The organism is Taibaiella helva, assembly GCF_003545695.1.
Classification (GTDB): domain Bacteria; phylum Bacteroidota; class Bacteroidia; order Chitinophagales; family Chitinophagaceae; genus Taibaiella; species Taibaiella helva.
In genome coordinates this window covers 34,484-53,585 of record NZ_QUZZ01000009.1, presented here as the reverse complement: position 1 = coordinate 53,585, position 19,102 = coordinate 34,484, and the positions used below count along the sequence as shown (strand labels likewise).

Sequence of the window (19,102 nt, the reverse complement as noted above, 5' to 3'; positions counted from 1 at the left end):
ATAAAGTACTTCGGTTTTCAGTGATCTAAACATATCCAATTCCATTTTCACAAAACTCAATTCCATGAACCTACACCAAAACTCCGCAGTAACCCCTAAAGCGTTTATCAGGAATGTAACCAGGGCACAGAAATTGTATCTGACCATCGCAATCGTTACGACGATCATTATGGTGCCATTCGCTATTTACACCAATATTAATCTTGCTCATAGCCCGTACAGCCAATCTAACAGAGATAGCTTAATACAAGGCAATGCAATCGCAAACATGCTGGCGCTGCTCTCTCTGGGATGCTTGTATTATGCGTGGAGACTATATAGAAAACATACAAAGGATTTTAGAAATCCCAGTGACCTTCCCATATTCTGGACGTATCCGGATGGAAGCTTTTTTATGCTTGCTCATTCGGCCGTAGTCTACTATGATGCTTATCCACCCAAGCAGGTCATCCGGCCAGTCTTCGAAGGTATTGCCTGGAGCATTGATGAAGTGAAAGGTATTATCGAAGATGCGCTGAAAAGCGAGCTTTCCGTCTTCAGCTTTCTGCCAAAGCTGAAGTTCAAAACCACTACCAACTTCGTTCCTCCCTACATCCCATTACTATCAAATAATTATAAGCTAACCGTCGTTTTCTGCGAAAGATCTTTCGGTAGCTTTTTAATCGTTGCCGTAGAAGCTGGGGAGGAAACCTCAACCATCTGTATTCCCGTACCCCCTGACGCGTGCTTTGAAGAGATCAATTTCAATCGTGTCAGGGACTTCTTTCGTGTGAAAGCATACTACAAAACTCAGTTCTTTCATTTTGATAAGGCAAAAATGGCCGATCTAGCTCATCACACCAGTGAAAACCGGAATGAGCGGTAATGATTTACAGGAAATGCATTCTCCGGTATTTGTGGCGGCAGAGAGCACATGCGATTCTGTAAAAACAGCAGGCTTACTGATACGTTATCCTGGCTTTCTGCAGGATCACCCACTCGCCTTCCTTCCGAGCTGCCCGGCCCGGCACTTCGGTGCGGATAGAACGAGTGCTGGCTGTGGCAATATTGCTGCGTTCGCAAGCCACCAGTATCCAGCTGGCCTCATTCTGTACAGCAAGCGCCACATTGCCCGGCGTATCAATAAAGCTAAGAGCGGCTTCTTCGTTGTTGCCGGGTAAAAGCCGCAGCTCATATAAGGCATCCGCCTCCCGCGCTACAGCGCCCGCCGGGGTAAAGCGCCCGTCCGTTGTGGGCTGGAGAAAGTAATGGCGATCTGTCCGCTCCGCTGCGACCTGATCCGAAGCAGTCTCTTCCATAGTCTGCTCTGCGATGGCGGGCTGGATCAGCCGTTCCAGCTCATCTACTTTTCGCTGCAGCACCCTGCATTCATTCTTAGCCGCGGATAACGTTACTTCTCTATCTGCGAGCTCCTGCTCCGCCTGCTTTGCTGCGCGACGGGCTTCTTTTATTTCCTTGTCCCGGTCGTCGCTGCCAGCCTTCTTTTCAGGCTTAGCCCCTGTCAGGTGAAACAAGAGTGCTCCTGTAACCATGCCTGCTATCACGCCATACAGCAGGCAGGCCAGCGGGCCGGTCCAGAAGCTGTCCTCAGCGCGGAGCGGCTGATTCCCCGCTCCATTGTCGCAGGATGCGAAAAGCAGGGCAATGCCAACCATCCATAATCTCAGTCTCATGCTTTAGTTATTTTCAATGATGGAAAAAGCGAGCTGGTTCAATACACCTTTCAGGGGCATAAAGAAAAGCGTTTCCCTTATGGGGCCGTCCTCATGCAGGTTGCTTTCCTGCTTCAGCTCTTCAATCCCTTCGACCAGGAAAATATCAAGATCCGTCTTCAGTAATTTCTTGAATTCCGCAAAGCGCCTGGTGTTCAGCGCAAACTCGCTGGCAAAGTCCAGCTTGCTGCTCCAGCTGAAAAACAGGTCGATGAACTGGTTCAGCTCTTTCACCACGGCCTCCCGCACTGCCTCTTCCGATACATTGCGGTAGGTTAGCGATTTCGGACCAAGACTATCTTCCATACCAAACCATACCGAGCGGGACATCGCCGGCGCGGCCGGCTGATACAAGCCGCCTTTCGCGGTAACTTCCTTAGGTCCTTCTGCCGCGACCAGCTTGATGTCTGCCGCTTCCGAGCCGAATACATCGTTGAATACCTGGTTGGCCAGGCGGGTAATGCTTCTCAGGTTTTTGCTCAGGTCAAGGATACGCAACATCTTGGAAGCCGTACCACTGAAGGTGATGTAGCGCGGCAGCTCGCCATGCTGTGCTTTCTGGTAACGCGCCACATGGTAGAAGATGCTGCTGATAAACAGGAGGGGCACCAGCTTGAGCTCGTCCGTTTCAAACAGCTTCTGTGTAAAGGAGAAAGAAACCTCTCCCCGGTCAGGGTGCTGCTGCAGGCCAAACAGCATCGTCACAAATTCATCCGAGCGCTCGATATCCCGCTCTTCGGGCAGGTACTGCGCCAGTATGGTATCCTTAAGCACGGGCCGGTAGCGGCGTTCGAAGAACTGTACAAAGCCATTGCCCGCAGGGCGGTTATTATAGCCGTCGCCGAATAAAGCATTGCCGGCAAAGCGGAAAGAGGTATAGGAAATGATGCTTTCACCACGGTAAACGACTACATCGGTAGTGCCGCCGCCGATATCGATGTTGATCACCGGCTTATCGCCCGAGACTACAGCATTCTCCTTACGGAAGAAATAAAAAGGCGCAACGGACTCCGGCAGGTGTGTGGCTTCGATACCCGTCCCCATATAGCGTTCCACCTGCTCATTCCAGATGCTTTCAAACTGGTTGAGCCGCCCGTCCGACATGCTGGTGGGATAAAACCAGGTGATCTTTGTGCGCGCCAGATCGCCGCCGTTCAGTACCACCTTATTGCGCATCAGCAATACCAGGTTGGCGATATAGCCTTCTATCCGCTTGATCATTTTATCATCCATCAGGCTGCCCCACTTAAGATTGGTATGCGCCCGGAGCTGCCGGTCGCGCATACCGTTTTCATAATGCCAGTACAGCGAGAAGTCGGCCAGTGGGTAGGTTTGCCGTACCAGGTCGATGCTTGTCGCTTCGGAGATCACGGTCCTTCGTGGAAATTTATAGCGCTCATCCGGACCGACGAAAGGCGGCATCATCTCTTTAGGCACCTGCTCCAGCAGCAAGGTCGCGCCTTTGCCGAAGCGGGCTGCCGTAAGATGGTTGTAGGTCGCATCATTGGCCAGGTGCAGGGTAACCAGCTGGCGGTCTTCCGCCGTAATATCCAGCGGCCGGGGCAGGCCGCCATCCACGTTGTATTCGATATGCGTATTGGTGGTACCGAAATCGACGGCAAAAGCATATTCTTTATAGACACCGGGCTTAACCGGGAACAAAGGCAGCAGGCAGCCCCTGACCTTGCCATTGTCGATCATGATATAATCAAACTCCGACAGCACCACATCGTACACCGTATCGATGAAGTGTTCGCGCTTATTGCTTTTCTGCCGCTGCGCCTTAACAGGAATCTCTTTGCCGGGTGCTGTATCCTTATAGTATTTCAGCTGGTACTGCGGCTGTGTGCCCTGCGCCTCATCATGGTCAAGCAGCATGACCGTATAGACCGCATGATCGTCGGTACTGCGCCTGACGAAAGGGTAGATTGCCATGCTGAATTGTTGTGCGCGTATGATGCCGCGATTCAGTTCAGGACTGGCAGAGGTATGGCCTACACGGGCCTTATCGGTTTCGTAGATCCGCTCCATATCGATATAACGGCCATTCTTTACCGGCACACGCAACTTTACCTTTATGGAAAAGCCCGGAAGCCGTTCCAGCTCCAGCATACGGTTACCGTCGGCCATGGGCTGCAGCAAATCTGAGGAACGGAAATAGCGGAAGAATAAAGGTGTTAGTGGCAGCAGGTAGCCTTCCTGGTTTCCCGAAGGCAGGTGGCCGTTGAAGAACCGCTCCCCGTCCGGCTCGAAGGGCAGCTGCACCAGGTAAGGCTCCAGGAAGTCGCTGATGGTAAGGTAAGGATAGCGGATCTCCTGCCCAGGAAGCATCCGTTCGGACATAGGCCTTGCATCGTAAAAAGGCGCTTTAAGCTGTGCCGGCCAGCGCCCGTCGACATAGTTCATGTTGCCGTTGAAAGTATAGGCAGGCAGCACCAAGGGCGGAAAACCTTCTATAGCCTGCGTGGGCGCGATCACGAAGTCGCTTTCCTTTTCCGGCTTACCATGATCGGTCTTGATCCCGCGGAGCTCAAAGCCAAGGATCTCGGGATGGTTGCCCTCGCCGGCCAGCGCGATGCTGCCATAGCTTTGCCTGTAGCTGTCCCGGTTCAGGGCCAGCACCTTTTGCCGGGTTGCCTGGTCCAGGAACTGCAGGCACAGCTCCAGGTAGTCATCCACGGCTTTAAAGTCGGTCCGGAAGCCGGGCATGGCTTCCCGCAGGGCATACAGGAACAGGATATAATCTTCGCTGCGTTCGGGAAGGGGGCAGAAATCTTCATCGAACAGCTTATCATTCTTATACCGCAGGTCTACATAGCTGAGGTTGTTGGCCGAAGAGAAAAACAAAGTTGCCGGTGAAGTACCGCCGATGATATTCAGCCTGCCCGGACCATTCTTATAGTTGAGCAGGTAAAACTGCTGCAGCTTGTCGAAGTTATACTCAGCCGCATCCTGTGCAAAGAACATCTTCAGCGTCTCGCCGTACAAGCGATGCGCATCCGAGCGCAGCAGCTGTCCCAGGTCACTTTCGCCATCTTCGGTAAGGTTGCCCGAACGCCAGGACAAGCCTGGGTTCCAGGCGATGAGCTCTACCTTGCTGTCCGGGTTGGTGCTGTGGAAGAAGACCTGGCCTACATCCAGCGTATCCGATACGATCTTGTGAAAGATGCTGATGCCCTCGGGCTTGCCTTCCGCCACGACCTGCTTAAAGGCCGTTTTGACCAGGTCGATGCGGGCGAAGGGGCTGGGAATAGAAGTGATCTGCGTGCGGGCATTGGCGCCGGCGCTGTCGGGTATCTGGTTGATGGCCGCGGTATCCAGGTAACCGTCGACCTGCGTCCAGTCGAGCACGGCTTCGCTGGCGCCGCTGTGCAGGCGGTATATTTTGCTCATAGGAAAGGTAGTTTAGAGGTTGATGCGTTCGTTTACAATTTCTTTTGTCCCCTGCGAGAACAGGGCGAAGAGCTTACGCTCGCTGTTGCCCAGGGGCGGCAGCGCCGCCTCTATGCGGCTCAGTATTTTGCTGTACCGGTCGAGGCCCCGTGCCTCCATGGGGTTCCAGGAAGTCTTTTCTCCCGAGCCCACGATGGCGTTCAGGATATCCTTGCCCTGCACATCCCTGCGGAAAGGCTTAAAGGCTGTGGTACTCTGTTCCATTTCTTCCAGCCATTCGTTAAAGATGTGGTTGAAACGGTCGAGATCGCGCAGCATGCCCCGGTTAAAAACATCCATCGTCAGCTTGTGCGATCCGTTGTTCATCCAGGCGGCCTTTTCAGGCATCTCCTTATAAAAGTCGCGCAGGAATTTCTGGAACAGGAAATATTGCGCCAGGCTTTTGCCTGCAGTGGACAAGGTCTGAGGTCCCAGGTGCCGGAACTGTATCTCGCCGGCATCTTCCTTCAGGCCATATTCAAAATAGCGCGGGGTCTGCACCCGGGCATCGCTCACCCTCAGCTCATGCTCATCGTGCTGCATAAAGTCGATGACCGCGAGCGCTGCTGCCAGCTCGATGAAATGCGCCTTGTTGCGCTGGGCGGCGGCGCCATCGGCGCCCTTATGGGTATTGGAAACCTTATCGCCCAGGTAGTACAGAGCATTCAGCGAGCTGTTGCGGCAAAGGTTGGCGGCATAATAGGCCAGCGCTGCCTTCGTCTTCGAGATAAAGGTATTGCTGTCGATCGAGGTCTCGCCCTGTACGTTGAAATAGGGCAGCACGCTGATCGCCGCTATAGGCGCGTTTCTCAGCAGCATATGATTGGGTACCGAGGCATCGGCATTGCGCAGGTTCTTCACCAGCAACGGCAACCCGGCCGCGCCGGTACCGCCGAATATCGAGCCGATGATCACGATGCGATCGCCGTCATTAAAGGCATTGGCAAAGGCCTTGTAGGTGTCCGAATCCCGGAACTGGTTCAGGGCTACGCTGCCAATATTGGGATTGCCTTTAAAGCCCACTTCCATATCGGCCTCCAGGTTGCTCTCCGAAAACAGCATCCGGGCCATGGCCTGTGATGCCAGCGACATCGTATTGAGGCCGATCAGGTCGCGGAAAGGCTGGTTGCGGCCGTTGCCCAGCGAAAAGTGATATTCATTGGCCGTTGCCGATTCCCCGGCATCCGACAGGGAGCGCAGCGCGCAGCCGAAGAAATGGTTGGCATCCTGCTCGGTATGCGCGCGCACGTTGCGGTACAGCCGCAGCAGCTCGAGCGTACGGTTCAGGTCGCCGTTGGCATTATCGGGATCGATAAGCACGGGGATCACCGTGTTGGTGTTTTCCGGCTGCACGCCCGAAGCCATCAGCAGGGTCAGGGCTTTGATCACACGGGCGCCGGTGCCGCCGATCCCAAAAACATAGAGAGCCATAGCTTAAGATTTAAAAGGGGATTTTTTTATTGGAAATGCTTTTCCATTTGAACAGCAGTGAGACGATCAGACAGACGACAGCAGTGTAGATCATTTCAGTAAAGGCAAACAGCAGGCAGTCGAATAAGGCGAAGTGCAGCTCTTCGCAATGCTTACCGGCGGCCATGCCCGAAGCTGCGCTGAAATAAGCCAGGAGCCCGATAAGACCGCAGGCCGCCAGGATATTGAGCGCCCAGATACGCCGATGGGTAAAGCGGGGATTGTTGAACAGGCCGTAATAAAAATTCAGCATGAACAGCAGGCTGACACCAAGGATCGCGAAGCTGGTCAGCTGGTAAATTGAACCACCGTGGTAGCCCTCGCAGTCTGTCGCTCGTCCCTTCAAATGCTGGTGCAGGTCAGGGGAATAAGCCAGGTGAAATAATTTGTCGAAGAGACTCATAGGTTTTGTGTTTTATTCTTTAATGGAAATAGTGAGGGAAAAGTATTCGGGGTTCGTGTGTTGTCCGTAATAAGCCCCATAGATACCATTGAGGATGTTCCGTATACCCAGGGTCTTTCCGGACAAAGCCGCTGCATCGAGGCCTTTGTCTGTATCGGTATGACTGGCAGCGATCCAGGCCGGGAGCCGGTTCTTCAGCGCCAGGCTTAGGTTTCCGGGAGCAGCTTTCGGCGCAGCAAGCACCAGCTCGTAATGGCCGGGATGACCGGACTGCGCTTTTACCGATTCGACGCGGAAATCTCCTGAAATGCTGTAGTTACCGGCATCCAACAGGTAAGCCTCGCTGACCGGTAGCGGGTCCGGCCTTAGGTTGAGCTTGACCCGGTATTGCTTGTCTTTTTCGTTGACACGCATGTTACTCACCGTCATCGGCACGTCGGCATTATAATCATAATAATCGTTGGCATCTATGATCCTCGCTTTTACTGGGTAGCGCTCTTTTGCCGTCAGGAACAGGAAATCGCGAAAGCCCGGGAAGGCAGCGGGGTCCTGCACCCGGCCGAGCAGCCGTTGCAGCGCCTGTTCATTGCCCATACAGATCGCGTAATAGGGCCGGTTGCTGTAGTATCCGCTCTTCCCTTTGTTTTCCTGGTCGTAATAATAGCCCTCGAAAGCCGAGGCAAATTGCAGCACCAGGGTAGCGAAAGGATGTGCCTTGAGCCTTTCTGCAAAACGGTTCTGTATGCTGTATTGCTGCTGGCTGAAATAGGTAACAGCATCTGCCTTGGCACCCGGCGAGAAGATACCGTCGGTGACCAGGATATTGACAGAGTTCGCTTGTGTGGAGTCCATCACCGTGCCGAGGATTTGCTGCAGATCACTTTTGCTTTGGCTGCCGCCGTTATCGCTGCTGCGCTTGCTGAATGTCTTTTCATCAAGATGCCCGGTATAGGTATCCGTTTGTGCCGCATCGGCATCTTGCGCCACCGGAATAATCTTACTGTTGGCGTCGAAAAAGCTGATACTCTTCTTATCTGCCGAGCCATTAAGTTGCGCGATGAGGTGATACACGTTTGCTTTAAAGCTGCTGTCACCACCGGGCTTCAGGTAGCCATTCAGGCTTGCAGAATTTTCGATATAGACTGCATAACGGATGCTGGCTTTGGCTAAGCGGGCAGGGGGCGTGCTTTTCAGGCCTTGCGGATGATAAGGTTCATCACTATCGCTGCCGCAGCCTGTTGCCGCCAGGGCAAGGATAAAGCATAGCAAGGCCTGCATGATGTTCTTGGAGCTCATGATAATGGAATTTTATGTTTGATCAATAAATGGGTTAGGCTTATGGCGCGAACCAGGAAATTTGCTTCGCTTCTTCCAGGCACGCTTCCATGGTCTTGGTATAGATGGCGCTGTCGACCTTACGGGCAATGCCGCCATGGTGGGAGCAGGCGCCGGAGCCGGACCTGAAGCTAAATGTATCGTCTTCACATATCGCCCTGATGGTTCTCCGGCTGCGTTCATGTATTCGCCTGGCCAGTGTATCAACGGGGGTAAGCCGGTCGGCCAGCAGGAAGATCCCCAGGCCGAGGAGGATGATCCCGAGCAGCAGCAGCTTTGCTTTTGACCTCAGCCGTCGGAAGAATTGCTGTCGCGGCGACAGGCCGATAGCGGGTCTGCTCAGAAGCGGCAGCGGCGCCGGGCTGCTCATTTCCAGCTTCTCCATGATCGCCTGCGCCAGCCGCCTTTCGTTATATTCATTAACCGTAAGGTAGGCGACCGTGTCCAGCAGCCCGGGTATCTCGGTATTGTCGAAACGGAAGGGAAGAATATATTCTTCATTTTCTTTAAAGGCCCTCGCCTGCGCGCTGATGCTTTCATGCCGGGTCCAGAGCTTGCGTTTGTAATGTTCGGAAATGAACATAACGCAAAAACGAGCTTTGTTCCGGTAGATATCGTCAAGATGGGTATATAGATTTTTACCCCAGGTATCGATAAGCTGATATTTGTCGTAGAATACTTCTTTCTTTTTACGCCTGAGGATGGCCGCAACATTATCTACAAAGCGGCGATCTTCCTCCGCGAAAGAAAAGGTAACGTCGTATTCAAAGCTGTTCCCCGCTTTGGCGTGGCTGTTATTGTCTGTATGCATAGGCAGGATTTATCCGGTGATCATTGGTAAAAGCTCAGCTCATAGTGCTCAGATCGTTGGTGATCGCCTGCTCGTCGTACATGGTCAGCATCTTGCCGTCCCGCAAGGCGCTATAATAAGCCCTGCCAGCGACAAGGGCCGCGGGCTTATCGCCGCTCTTCAGCAGCTGCTCATAATGCAGCTTCAGCGCGGCTATTCTTTTTGTTTTTTTCCCGATGTTGCTGATGGCATAGATAAAGCCTGCAACAAGAGCAAAGAGGATCAGGAATCCGTAAAACATAGCTTGGTTTTTTAAATGATTTAGAAAATACAGGGCAATAAGCATCCTTTCCGGGACAAAAACCTTGTCCGGCAGCGGTTACAACAGACGATCCTTTTCAGGAACTAGAGCTCGATATGATTTTCCTTAAGGAATTTATGAAAGCCCAACGGTGTGCTGGCATTGGTTTTCCGGCAGATGCTTTTCCGGTGGGTATTGACGGTATGCTCGGCAAGCGACAGCAGGTCGGCGATCTCCCGGGTGGAATATTCCTTTTCCACGATCAGTTTGAGGATCTGCGCTTCTCTCGGCGTGAATACCGATTTGCGGTTTTCCCTTTGGGGCAGCAGGTGGGGAAAATAGCGTTCGCCTTTCAATACGGTTTCCAGGCAATGGCGCAGCTTCTCCTTATCATCGCTTTTCAGCAGGTAAGCCGAAGCGCCGCCGTTCAGGGCATCCCGCATATAATGCTGCTCGGCATGCATCGACAATACAATGTAATGCGTATCCGGTGTGGTTTTCCGGAGGCCCAGGATCAGGTCCAGGCCTTCCTGCTCATGTGGCATACGGATATCGATGAGGGCCAGCTGTGGCTTTTTCAGCGGGATCTCGCGCCTGGCGGTCTCTACGTTGCTGGCGGTACCGATGATCTGCCAGGCGGTTTCATTGCCGAAGAGCAGCTTCAGGCCATCAATAACGATCTGGTGGTCCTCGACGAGGTATAGGGTTACAGGGGTGTTCATGATGCGGTGTTTACGGGTAATTCAATAATAACGGTGGTCCCGGCCTCCGAAGAGTCGATATTCAGCATGCCTTTGCATACATCGACCCGGCTGCGGATATTGTTCAGACCTATGCCCCCCGAATTGGTGCTGGCCTTATCCAGGCCTATGCCGTTGTCTTCCACAACAATCTCCATAAGCGGACCTTCCTTGCTGATCTGCACGGAGGCCAGGCTGGCCTGTGCATGCTTATGGATATTGTTCAGCAGCTCGCTTACGATGCGGTAGCTGTGCTGCAGCACCGTCCGGTCCAGGTCGCCAAGAGGATTATAGATCTGAAGGTCGTATTGGCAGGCATCGCTGGCATTCAGCTGTCCCACATACTCCTGCAGCAATTGCTCCAGGCCTTTACCGAAGACCATGGGTTGCAGGTTGTGCGATATGGCCCGTACTTCTTCCAGGGTTTCGGCCAGGCCCGTATAGATCTCTGCGACCAGCGCCTGGTTTTCCCGGGTATGCGCCTTCAGGTGCTCAAGGTACATCTTCAGGCCCGACAGCCGTGCGCCCACGCCGTCGTGAAGCTCTTGCGCCAGACGGGTGCGTTCCTGCTCCTGGCCTTCCTGCAAGGCATCAAAGACCGCCTGCTGGCGATGCAATTCTTCCTCGTGCAGCTGGGTACGCAGCTGAACGACTTTTTTTTGGTGCAGGTAAGCGTAGGTAACAATTGCTGTAACCAATGAAAACACCAATATGAAAGCAGCAAGGAAATAGATCATGATAGCGCCTTCTGCTTTTGAAAAGATCTAAAAGACTGAGCAAACAAACAGTTACCGATAATGTTAAGCAAGTTATGCAGCACATAGGAAACGTTTGCGATTTTCGGAACCTTGGTATACCAGAGTTCGCTAAAAAGAAAATATCCAAGGTTATTAGCAAAGTAGATCAAGGCACCCGTAGCAATCCAAGACATCGGGTATTCCCATTCATAACGGTTGCCATTACCCTTGAACAAAAGATAAAAAAAGTAAAGCGTGTAAAGGGTAATGAACATCGCACAATAGCTGCGGCTAACTATATTGGGAGCGGTTATTCCGCCCCAATAAATCGCATTCAGGACGCCGATAACCGTGGCCAGCAGGATGTTGATCACAATTAAAGCCCTTACACGCTTACCTTGGAAATAGAGATAATAAGCCACTGAAAACGAGATAAACTCAATCCAGGTGTAAATATGCAAGCCCGGCATGTTATTGTGGGCGACTATATTCAAGACTCTCGCCTGTATCTCAGTGATCAAGGCCAGGATAAAGAAGTAGAACAAAAGTCGGAACAGAGATGGCAGATTTCGGAAAGCTATCCATCCTGTAACAATAGGCAGGATCACGCTGGCCTGCGATAGCAGAGAGAGTGTAAATGTCATAGTGGTTGGTTTTAAGCCGAAAAATAAAAAAATATTTATTCTCTTACAATTTAACGGCTGCGACGGTCATAGGAGCTGCCAGGCCGCCATTTACTTTAAGATTGCCACGATTGCTGCAGTCGTGCGGGCAAGGATTGGCATAATCGTAGTAGGGATATTTCTCTGCGAGCGTAAGGTCATCGCTACAGCCATCGCCTGCCTGGGTAGAAACAGCAATCAACGTCAGCTGGTTGTCCGTGTTGATGCCCGCATAGAAGCGTATACCGTTTACTTCGCCGAAGCCATCATAGCTGGTGATGCCCAATAAATTCACCAGCGCCGACTTGGTCAGATTCCAGGATACGGGGATCGTAAAGGTCTCTGTTGCCGAACGGAAGTTCGTGGTAAACTCTGCTGCAACCTCATCATCAATAATGGCCGATTCCCTTCCTCTTTTGTAGCTGTCCAGTGCGGAACGATTATGGTTGCGGGGCAAAGACTTCAGGTAGTTGAAGGCGCTTTCGGTGCCGGGAAGATCTGCCTGGGCTGCAGCTTGCTCATTGGGGTTGTTTTCTTGTCTCATAAGAGTCGATTTTAAAAGGGGTTAAGAATGAATTTGATAGGGCAAAAGTATAGCGCGGCCTCAGCCGGGAGTATCCCTAGCGCTAGGTATTTCGCTGCGGCTTACCCGGAAATTACCTAGGCATAGGTATAGGCTGCAAGCCCGATGGGAAGAACCTTTGCGCGATCAATCAACTATTAAGAACAATGAAAAAAGCACTTGTTGTAGGGATCAATAAATATCCTGATGCCCCGCTCCGCGGCTGTGTTAACGATGCGCAGGCGTTCAGCAGCCTGATCGAGCGCAACGAAGATTACAGCCTCAACTTCGATGTGATGCTGCAAACGGACCTGCAGCGTAAGAATGCATTGATGGAGCTGATCGTGCAGCTGTTCAGCGGGCAAAGCGAAACCGCCCTGCTTTATTTCTCCGGTCATGGTTATATGAATGAGCTGGGCGGCTACCTGGTCACACCCGATCACCGGCGTTATGATGAAGGTATCGCCATGAACGATATCATTACCCTGGCCAACAGTTCGCCGGCGACCAATAAGATCATCATCCTGGATTGCTGCCACAGCGGCGCCATCGCCGCGCCGGTGCTGGCGCCCGGCAGCCCGGGGCATATCAACGAAGGCATCACCATATTGACGGCGAGCCGGAAAGAAGAGGTGGCCATGGAAACCAGGGGCAGAGGTATCTTTACCAACCTGCTGCTGCAGGCGCTTGAAGGCGGCGCGGCCGATATCAGCGGCACCATTACACCCGCCGGCATCTATACTTATATAGACCAGGCGCTGGGCCCCTGGGAACAAAGGCCTGTGTTCAAGACGAATGTCAGCCGCTTTACGCCCATACGCCGCGTGCAGCCGCGTATCCCGGCCGGCATCATGAAAGATATCACCAGCCTTTTTCCCGCTTCGGATACGGAGCACCAGCTGGACCCTTCTTATGAATCGACCAATGATCCGCGGGTAGGGCACCGGTATGTAGCGCCCTTTTCCAATGATACGCATACCGCCGTTTTCAGCACGCTGCAGAAAATGCAGGCGGCAGGGCTGGTAGAGCCGGTAGGCGAGAAGCATATGTACGATGCAGCCATGAACAGCAAGACCTGCCGGCTGACCGCGCTGGGCGCACATTACTGGCGACTGGTCAACGAAAAGAAAATATAAGCCATCCGGACCAACCATTTTATCCTTTCACAAAAAACAAATCTCATGAAAAACATCGCCACGTTGATGCTGGCAGCGATAATGATGATCAGCTGCACTAAAACAGAAGTAATACCACAAACAACCGACACTTCAACCAGCTACAGCAGCTCTTCCGGTTCCCATTATTGCGGCTACCCGACGAAAAATGGCGGCACCTGTAAGCGGAAAGTAGCCGGCAGCACGGGCTACTGCTGGCAGCACCGTTAACCCCTTCTTATTATTTCTTTATCCTGAAAATGTTGCTGTACCAAAAACATACAATATAAAGCCGGCGGTCGCCCGCGCTTTCGAAAGCTGCACTGAAGGCAGGGCTGGTATCCCGATGCCTGCAGCCGGAACGATAAATCCCTATACCGGAAACGCGAACATGCCCAGCCGGAAGCTCCTGTTTTCATAACGATAAAAAAAGATACGATGGCTACATTTGAAATCAAACGATCCTCCGACGGCGCCTACATTTACCACTTACGCGCTTCGGGGAACGGCAGGATTATTCTCCGCGGCGAGGAATACCGGTCAAAGAGCGGCTGCGAGAACGGCATCACCGCGGTAAAGACCAATGCGCCCTACGATGCCCGCTACGAGCGGCTGTATGCGGCCAATGGCCAGTATTACTTCAACCTTAAGGCAGCCAACGGCAGCGTGATTGGCACCAGCGAAACCTATCGTGCCAGCACCGATCGCGACAAGGGCATCAGGCTGGTACAGGAACAGGCGCCCGAGGCCGGGATCCACGACCTGACCTGACCCGGCTGTTTGTGCCGCCATTGCTTAAAAAACCGATCTTTTCTGATCGGTTTTTTATTTGGCCTTGATAAACATGGCGTGCACAGGCCGGCGAAGGTGATAAGAACCTCAATGAAAATGCCCCGTGGAAAACTTGCGCGCTCCAAGCGGGATGGATTGAATAAATTCGCGGGAGCATATATTGAACCATGGAACATTATTTTGAATTACCCGTTTCTTTTAAGGGAGCGGAAAGATTTTTTAACGGCCGCCTGGTCACAGCAGCCTACGATTATAAGTTCTTTGTGAACGTAGATGGCCAGGAACTCGTTTTCGAACCGGATGATGAGCGGAATTTAAGGGCCCTGCAGGAACGGCCGGATACAAAACCAGTAGACACAGAATTGGTAAAGCAGATTGCGCTGCTGCTGGAGGGTCTTCGCCCACAATAGCTGAGGTTATTTGGCCGAGACAAGAACAATATTTTCCCGGAGACACTGTGGTGGAAAGGCAGAGCAGCGAAGGTCCATAACGGTGTCAGAATGGAAGCCCGGCATGCAGAAGAAGCGCTTTTAGCTACGGCAAATGATTTGATCAACCCGGTATCGTAAAATAAAGAAGCATGAAAATAATCATCACCGGCGCTACAGGTATGGTAGGCGAAGGCGTTCTGCTGGTTTGCCTGGAACATCCTTCTGTTACAGAAGTGCTTATGATCAACAGGAGGCCACTGGCCCTGAAACATGAGAAGCTGAAAACGCTGATCGTAAAAGATTTTTCAGCTATCGGCGGGAATAAGGAACAGCTGAAGCACTACGATGCCTGCTTCTTTTGCGCAGGTGTAAGCTCAGTAGGGGAAAACGAGGAATCGTTTACCCGGAAGACATTTGATTTTGTTGTTCCCTTTGCGGAGATCCTGTCGCAGATCAATCCTGCCATGACCTTCATCTATGTCTCCGGAAGCCGTACCGACAGCACCGAACAGGGAAAGGTCATGTGGGCCAGGGTAAAAGGACGCACCGAGAACGCTTTGCTGAAGCTTCCCTTTAAAGCAATATACAATTTTCGCCCCGGCTTTATGCAGCCGGTAAAGGGACAAAAGAATGTACAGTTCATTTATAGCGTATTTAACGCCTTATCGCCTTTGTGGTACCTGGTTGCACCTAATTGGATCTCGACGATGCAGGAAGTAGGCCTGGCCATGATCAATTGCGTTGCGAAAGGATACAGCCAGCCGGTCCTGGAAGTAAAGGACATTAAAGCACAGGCAAAGGGATGATGTGGCTATCTAAAATCTTCAAGCGGGCAAAATTCAGGGATAAAGCTACCGGGGTGGCTTTATCCCTGAATAAAATGCTTTTCTCAACAGGCTTAAGCGCAGCAATTGAAGGTGCAGGAATCACAGCTATTAAAGATGGTGCACCTTACCGTACCTACAGTACCGGTAATAGGCCCCGGATCGGTAGGAGGACAACCCACGGAGATAGGGCCTCCGCCTTTGACCTGGTCGCCCTTAAGGTCGACAATAATGTACTTCCGCAGCTTTAACGCCGGCAGGTTCAATTTGGCTTTTTTCATAAATAGTTTGGTTTTTGTCTTTCAAATTTACGCTGTCAGCATAAAAAACCTCCCTATCCGGACGTTACTTTCCGGTTAAACGCACCAGGCGGAAAGCAGCAACCTTTCCCTCGTGCGGATAGCCGCTTAATTCCATATCCCGTTCCTTTCCGTAAGTATGACCGGCTCGCCGTCGGTAACCACGATGGTATGCTCGTGCTGCGCCATGTAGCCGCCTTTATTGCCCACCATGGTCCAGCCATCGTTCAGCTCTACGGCATAAGTTGATGATGTTGAGATGAATGTCTCTATAGCAACTACCGAATTCTTTCTGAATCGCCTCTGGTCGTAGCGGTTCCTGTAGTTCAGCAATTCGTCGGGGGCTTCGTGAAGGCTGCGCCCGATGCCGTGTCCGCCAAGGTTTTTGATCACCTTATAGCCTTGCTTCCGGGCTTCGGTTTCCATCAGGTGGCCGATGTCTGCAATCTTTACACCGCCCTTTATGTTGCTGATCGCCTTCTGCAGGATGTTTTTTGAGGCATCGACCAGTTTCTGGTGTTGGTGCACATCTGCGCCCAGCACAAAGGAAGCGCCGTTATCGGCCCAGAACCCATCCAGCTCGGCAGAAACGTCGATATTGACCAGGTCGCCTTCTTCCAGGATACGCCCTTGCCTGGGAATACCGTGACAAAATTCATGGCCGACGCTGATGCAGGTCCAGCCGGGGAATTTATAGGTCAGATAGGGCGCCGATCTTGCGCCGAAATCCGACAGGAGCTTCGCGCCAAATGCGTCAAGGTCCTTCGTGCTCATGCCAGGCCGGGCATAGCGGGTCATTTCCTTCAGGGTGCAGGCAACCGCTTCAGCTGCTCTCTGCATGCCCAGCAATTCCGATTCTTTGGTTATGGACATAATCTTTCTGTTTCGTTCTTCAGTCGCCTGGCAAAGTTAGGAAAAGATTGTGGGGGCATTTATGCACTTCTGCCCGGCTCATGATTCCTTTATGGGCCAATAAAGGCAGCAACCCGGCAGCAAGTAGGATTTATCGCCGAATAATCCGAACTTTGCTTTAAAGCTGTCCTCTCCTCTATATTGCTGATTCATCCTTTAGACGCCCGGGCTTTCTTTGCCGGTATCCTCTATTTCTGTCTCGCTTATTTAATCAGAACAGCCAATTTATCATCTTAATCTACTTAATGGGAAGATCACACGAAACCAGTGGCAAGAAAGAAATTGCCAAAAAGAAAAATGAAAAAAGAAAGGCGAAAGCCGAAAAGAAAGAGCTGCGCCAATCCAATACCAGCAAAGGCAAAGACCTTGAAGATATGATGGCCTATGTGGATGAGAACGGAAACCTGTCTGCTCATCCGCCGGATCCCCGCCGCAGGAAAGAAATCAAACTGGAAGACATCTCGCTCGAGGCGTCGGGAAACAGCGAAAAGGAGTCGCCCGAAAAGCAAGGTGTCGTTACCTTTTTCGATGCGGCAAAGGGATTCGGCTTTATTAAAGCCGCCGACAGCGGTGACAGCTATTTTGTACATAACAGCGACCTTTCCACACCGGTCAGGGAACACGACAAAGTCACCTTCGAAATAGCGAGAGGACAGAAAGGCATGAAAGCGATCCTGGTGCGGAAACAAGGCTAGACGCCATTTTCAAAAGACAACTGCCGAAGCCTTTTTACACGACAGGAAGTTACGGTGCAGGACGCAGCAAAGATAAAAGCATGCCGGTGGGCATGCTTTTCAATTACAATGATTCCACGGAAAGTTTTCTTACGTCTCATTCCGCCGGCAGCAAGTGCTTTGACTCCATCCCTGCTTTGGCGGTATCCTTGGCCGTCAGCCGCAGAATACCGACCCGGTTAAAGAAGCGGATCAGCTGGTAGGTCGGATCAAATTCAAACTTCCGCATAGCCATGTTTACCCTGGAGGGAAATTTATGGTGGTTGTTGTGATACGATTCCCCTAAAAAGAAAACGTCGATCCGCATCAGGTTCTCCGAATGGTTATTGACCTCGAAGTTCCTGTATCCCCGCCTGTGTGCATTCCAGTTCACGATAGCGCCCTGTACCGCGCCCATGGCAGCATGTACCGGCAGCAGCAGGTAAAACCATGCAGAAGGGGCAAAAGCAATATAAAACGCGATATAGGCGGCAATCCATCCCAGTCTCGAAACGGGATGGCTGGCTATAAGATCGAAGGTTTTCCAATCGGGCACGTTTTTAGAAAATCGCTGCTCTACGGGCATTGTATTGCGTAGTACGCCCAGGATAAAGGCCCGCGTGCGCCACATCATAGCAAATACATTAGCCGAGTGCACAGGAGAATGGGGATCTTCCTCCGTATCTGTAAAAGCGTGATGCATCCTGTGAACGATCGCATAAGCCCTGGGACTTATATAGGATGCCCCCTGAGCGATATAGCAGAAAATGAAGAAGAAACGCTCCCAGAATCGGGACATTTTGAAGCTTCCGTGCGCGGCATACCGGTGCAGGAAGAAGGTCTGGCTAAACAAGCACAGGTACCAATGGGCAATAAAGAACGCAACTACGGCCATTACAAGGGCAATTGAAGATGAGAAAATAGAACAGGATCAATTGCACATTGCAGCCTACATTGCTGAAAAGAGAAAGAGAATGTCCGGTATTGCAAGATAACGGAAAGCGCGCACAGATGTTGTGCCCGACACAATTTTTTCACATGGCAGAGGCGTTTCTTATCCGGATTCTGGTATCTGGTGTTAAAAGCGCCTTTACGGACATCAGCGCTGCGCAGCAGGGGCAAGCCTGCTACTGCTGCACCTGCCACCGGCTTATGCATCTTATCCATCCTGTTCTGTTTTCGGTAAACCGCTTGCCCCTGCCATAGTTATTTCCAAAAAACAACATGGTTATGCAGGCAAGGGAACAAGCAGACAATTTTAAACCGGCCTGTTCTTTTGCGCATAAAATTCGTTTAACAACGAATGACTGGAAAAGTTCCTGCTATGTTTGCCTGTCGGGAATAGGCCAACAGGGGTGAGAGAACTGCGCTACCTTCGCAAAGGATACGAATACTGCAGTATGACATTTTATGAAAGCGAAATAAAACGGATCAGGAGCACGATCTATGCCAACCAGGGACAGCTTAATGCCGTGATCGGGATACGGAGCTATATCAACCATCATTATGATAGAGAACTGAGCCTCGATCTGCTGGCACACACGGGATTCATTTCGAAATACCATTTATTGCGGCTATTCAAAAAATACTACGGGCAAACGCCCATGCAGTACCTGACGGACAAGCGGATCGAAAGATCGAAGACCTTCCTGAAGCTGGGCATGACGATAAGCGAGACCTGCTTTGCGATTGGCTTTGAAAGCCCGGCCTCCTTCAGCACCTTATTCAAAAGCAGAACAGGGAAAACACCGACAGCATTTCAAAAAGAGCAATTTTCGCAAAGCCAAATCAGCACAGGCTCCGAAACTTTGCAGCATCATATCTAAACCTGTA

General features: G+C 51.7%; 23 protein-coding genes. 8 read left to right on the top strand and 15 right to left on the bottom strand.

Annotation, left to right across the window (positions count from 1 at the left end; genetic code table 11):
- Positions 1-64 precede the first annotated feature (64 nt).
- A complete protein-coding gene (locus tag DZC79_RS14825) occupies positions 65-865 on the top strand; it encodes a hypothetical protein (protein WP_118952388.1) in 801 nt (266 codons plus the stop codon).
- Between the two features lie 73 nt (positions 866-938).
- On the opposite strand, the gene DZC79_RS14820 is transcribed toward DZC79_RS14825, so the two are convergent.
- The 11 genes from DZC79_RS14820 to DZC79_RS14770 form a co-directional block, all read right to left on the bottom strand.
- Positions 939-1,673, bottom strand: coding sequence for a hypothetical protein (locus tag DZC79_RS14820; protein WP_157977172.1), 735 nt, complete (start codon positions 1,671-1,673; stop codon positions 939-941).
- A gap of 3 nt (positions 1,674-1,676) precedes the next feature.
- Positions 1,677-5,105, bottom strand: a complete 3,429-nt coding sequence (locus DZC79_RS14815) for a hypothetical protein (RefSeq protein ID WP_118952386.1) — start codon at positions 5,103-5,105, stop codon at positions 1,677-1,679.
- Positions 5,106-5,117: 12 nt separating this feature from the next.
- A complete protein-coding gene (locus DZC79_RS14810; RefSeq protein ID WP_118952385.1) occupies positions 5,118-6,575 on the bottom strand; it encodes a hypothetical protein in 1,458 nt (485 codons plus the stop codon).
- A gap of 10 nt (positions 6,576-6,585) precedes the next feature.
- On the bottom strand, positions 6,586-7,017 hold the full coding sequence (locus DZC79_RS14805; protein ID WP_118952384.1) for a hypothetical protein: 432 nt from the start codon (positions 7,015-7,017) through the stop codon (positions 6,586-6,588).
- Between the two features lie 12 nt (positions 7,018-7,029).
- Complete coding sequence (locus tag DZC79_RS14800) at positions 7,030-8,313, bottom strand: hypothetical protein (protein WP_118952383.1); 1,284 nt, start codon at positions 8,311-8,313, stop codon at positions 7,030-7,032.
- A gap of 40 nt (positions 8,314-8,353) precedes the next feature.
- Complete coding sequence (locus tag DZC79_RS14795; protein ID WP_118952382.1) at positions 8,354-9,163, bottom strand: TIR domain-containing protein; 810 nt, start codon at positions 9,161-9,163, stop codon at positions 8,354-8,356.
- A gap of 34 nt (positions 9,164-9,197) precedes the next feature.
- A complete protein-coding gene (locus tag DZC79_RS14790) occupies positions 9,198-9,443 on the bottom strand; it encodes a hypothetical protein (protein WP_157977171.1) in 246 nt (81 codons plus the stop codon).
- A gap of 104 nt (positions 9,444-9,547) precedes the next feature.
- A complete protein-coding gene (locus DZC79_RS14785) occupies positions 9,548-10,165 on the bottom strand; it encodes a response regulator (RefSeq protein ID WP_118952380.1) in 618 nt (205 codons plus the stop codon).
- On the bottom strand, positions 10,162-10,920 hold the full coding sequence (locus tag DZC79_RS14780; protein WP_118952379.1) for a sensor histidine kinase: 759 nt from the start codon (positions 10,918-10,920) through the stop codon (positions 10,162-10,164). The genes DZC79_RS14785 and DZC79_RS14780 overlap by 4 nt, the downstream gene beginning before the upstream one ends.
- Positions 10,917-11,564 carry a hypothetical protein gene (locus DZC79_RS14775; protein WP_118952378.1) on the bottom strand — a complete coding sequence of 216 codons (648 nt, stop codon included), beginning with the start codon at positions 11,562-11,564 and terminating at the stop codon, positions 10,917-10,919. Before DZC79_RS14775 ends, DZC79_RS14780 begins: the two co-directional genes overlap by 4 nt.
- Before the next feature lie 43 nt (positions 11,565-11,607).
- On the bottom strand, positions 11,608-12,126 hold the full coding sequence (locus DZC79_RS14770) for a hypothetical protein (RefSeq protein ID WP_118952377.1): 519 nt from the start codon (positions 12,124-12,126) through the stop codon (positions 11,608-11,610).
- A 185-nt stretch (positions 12,127-12,311) separates the two neighbouring features.
- On the opposite strand from DZC79_RS14770, the gene DZC79_RS14765 reads away from it, so the two are divergent.
- From DZC79_RS14765 to DZC79_RS14745, 5 genes are all read left to right on the top strand, one after another.
- On the top strand, positions 12,312-13,280 hold the full coding sequence (locus tag DZC79_RS14765) for a caspase family protein (RefSeq protein WP_118952376.1): 969 nt from the start codon (positions 12,312-12,314) through the stop codon (positions 13,278-13,280).
- A 45-nt stretch (positions 13,281-13,325) separates the two neighbouring features.
- Positions 13,326-13,529 carry a hypothetical protein gene (locus DZC79_RS14760; RefSeq protein WP_118952375.1) on the top strand — a complete coding sequence of 68 codons (204 nt, stop codon included), beginning with the start codon at positions 13,326-13,328 and terminating at the stop codon, positions 13,527-13,529.
- A 207-nt stretch (positions 13,530-13,736) separates the two neighbouring features.
- Complete coding sequence (locus DZC79_RS14755) at positions 13,737-14,069, top strand: YegP family protein (RefSeq protein WP_118952374.1); 333 nt, start codon at positions 13,737-13,739, stop codon at positions 14,067-14,069.
- A 188-nt stretch (positions 14,070-14,257) separates the two neighbouring features.
- Positions 14,258-14,500: a hypothetical protein gene (locus DZC79_RS14750; RefSeq protein WP_118952373.1), complete on the top strand. Its 243-nt coding sequence runs from the start codon at positions 14,258-14,260 to the stop codon at positions 14,498-14,500.
- A 170-nt stretch (positions 14,501-14,670) separates the two neighbouring features.
- The gene (locus DZC79_RS14745) at positions 14,671-15,327 is read left to right on the top strand and encodes an NAD-dependent epimerase/dehydratase family protein (RefSeq protein ID WP_118952372.1); all 657 of its coding nucleotides are present in this window, start codon (positions 14,671-14,673) and stop codon (positions 15,325-15,327) included.
- 92 nt (positions 15,328-15,419) lie between these two features.
- Here DZC79_RS14745 and DZC79_RS21305 read toward each other — a convergent pair whose 3' ends face one another.
- Positions 15,420-15,626, bottom strand: a complete 207-nt coding sequence (locus DZC79_RS21305) for a hypothetical protein (protein ID WP_157977170.1) — start codon at positions 15,624-15,626, stop codon at positions 15,420-15,422.
- Positions 15,627-15,752: 126 nt separating this feature from the next.
- The gene (gene map, locus DZC79_RS14735) at positions 15,753-16,517 is read right to left on the bottom strand and encodes a type I methionyl aminopeptidase (protein WP_118952370.1); all 765 of its coding nucleotides are present in this window, start codon (positions 16,515-16,517) and stop codon (positions 15,753-15,755) included.
- Between the two features lie 284 nt (positions 16,518-16,801).
- On the opposite strand from map, the gene DZC79_RS14730 reads away from it, so the two are divergent.
- Positions 16,802-17,251 (top strand): cold-shock protein, encoded by a 450-nt coding sequence (locus DZC79_RS14730; RefSeq protein WP_118952369.1) that lies wholly within the window; start codon positions 16,802-16,804, stop codon positions 17,249-17,251.
- Between the two features lie 136 nt (positions 17,252-17,387).
- On the opposite strand, the gene DZC79_RS14725 is transcribed toward DZC79_RS14730, so the two are convergent.
- Complete coding sequence (locus tag DZC79_RS14725; protein ID WP_118952368.1) at positions 17,388-18,164, bottom strand: acyl-CoA desaturase; 777 nt, start codon at positions 18,162-18,164, stop codon at positions 17,388-17,390.
- Positions 18,164-18,436, bottom strand: coding sequence for a hypothetical protein (locus DZC79_RS21300; protein ID WP_157977169.1), 273 nt, complete (start codon positions 18,434-18,436; stop codon positions 18,164-18,166). Before DZC79_RS21300 ends, DZC79_RS14725 begins: the two co-directional genes overlap by 1 nt.
- Before the next feature lie 233 nt (positions 18,437-18,669).
- Here DZC79_RS21300 and DZC79_RS14720 point away from each other — a divergent pair, with 233 nt between their 5' ends.
- Positions 18,670-19,095: a helix-turn-helix domain-containing protein gene (locus tag DZC79_RS14720; RefSeq protein ID WP_118952367.1), complete on the top strand. Its 426-nt coding sequence runs from the start codon at positions 18,670-18,672 to the stop codon at positions 19,093-19,095.
- Positions 19,096-19,102 lie beyond the last annotated feature (7 nt).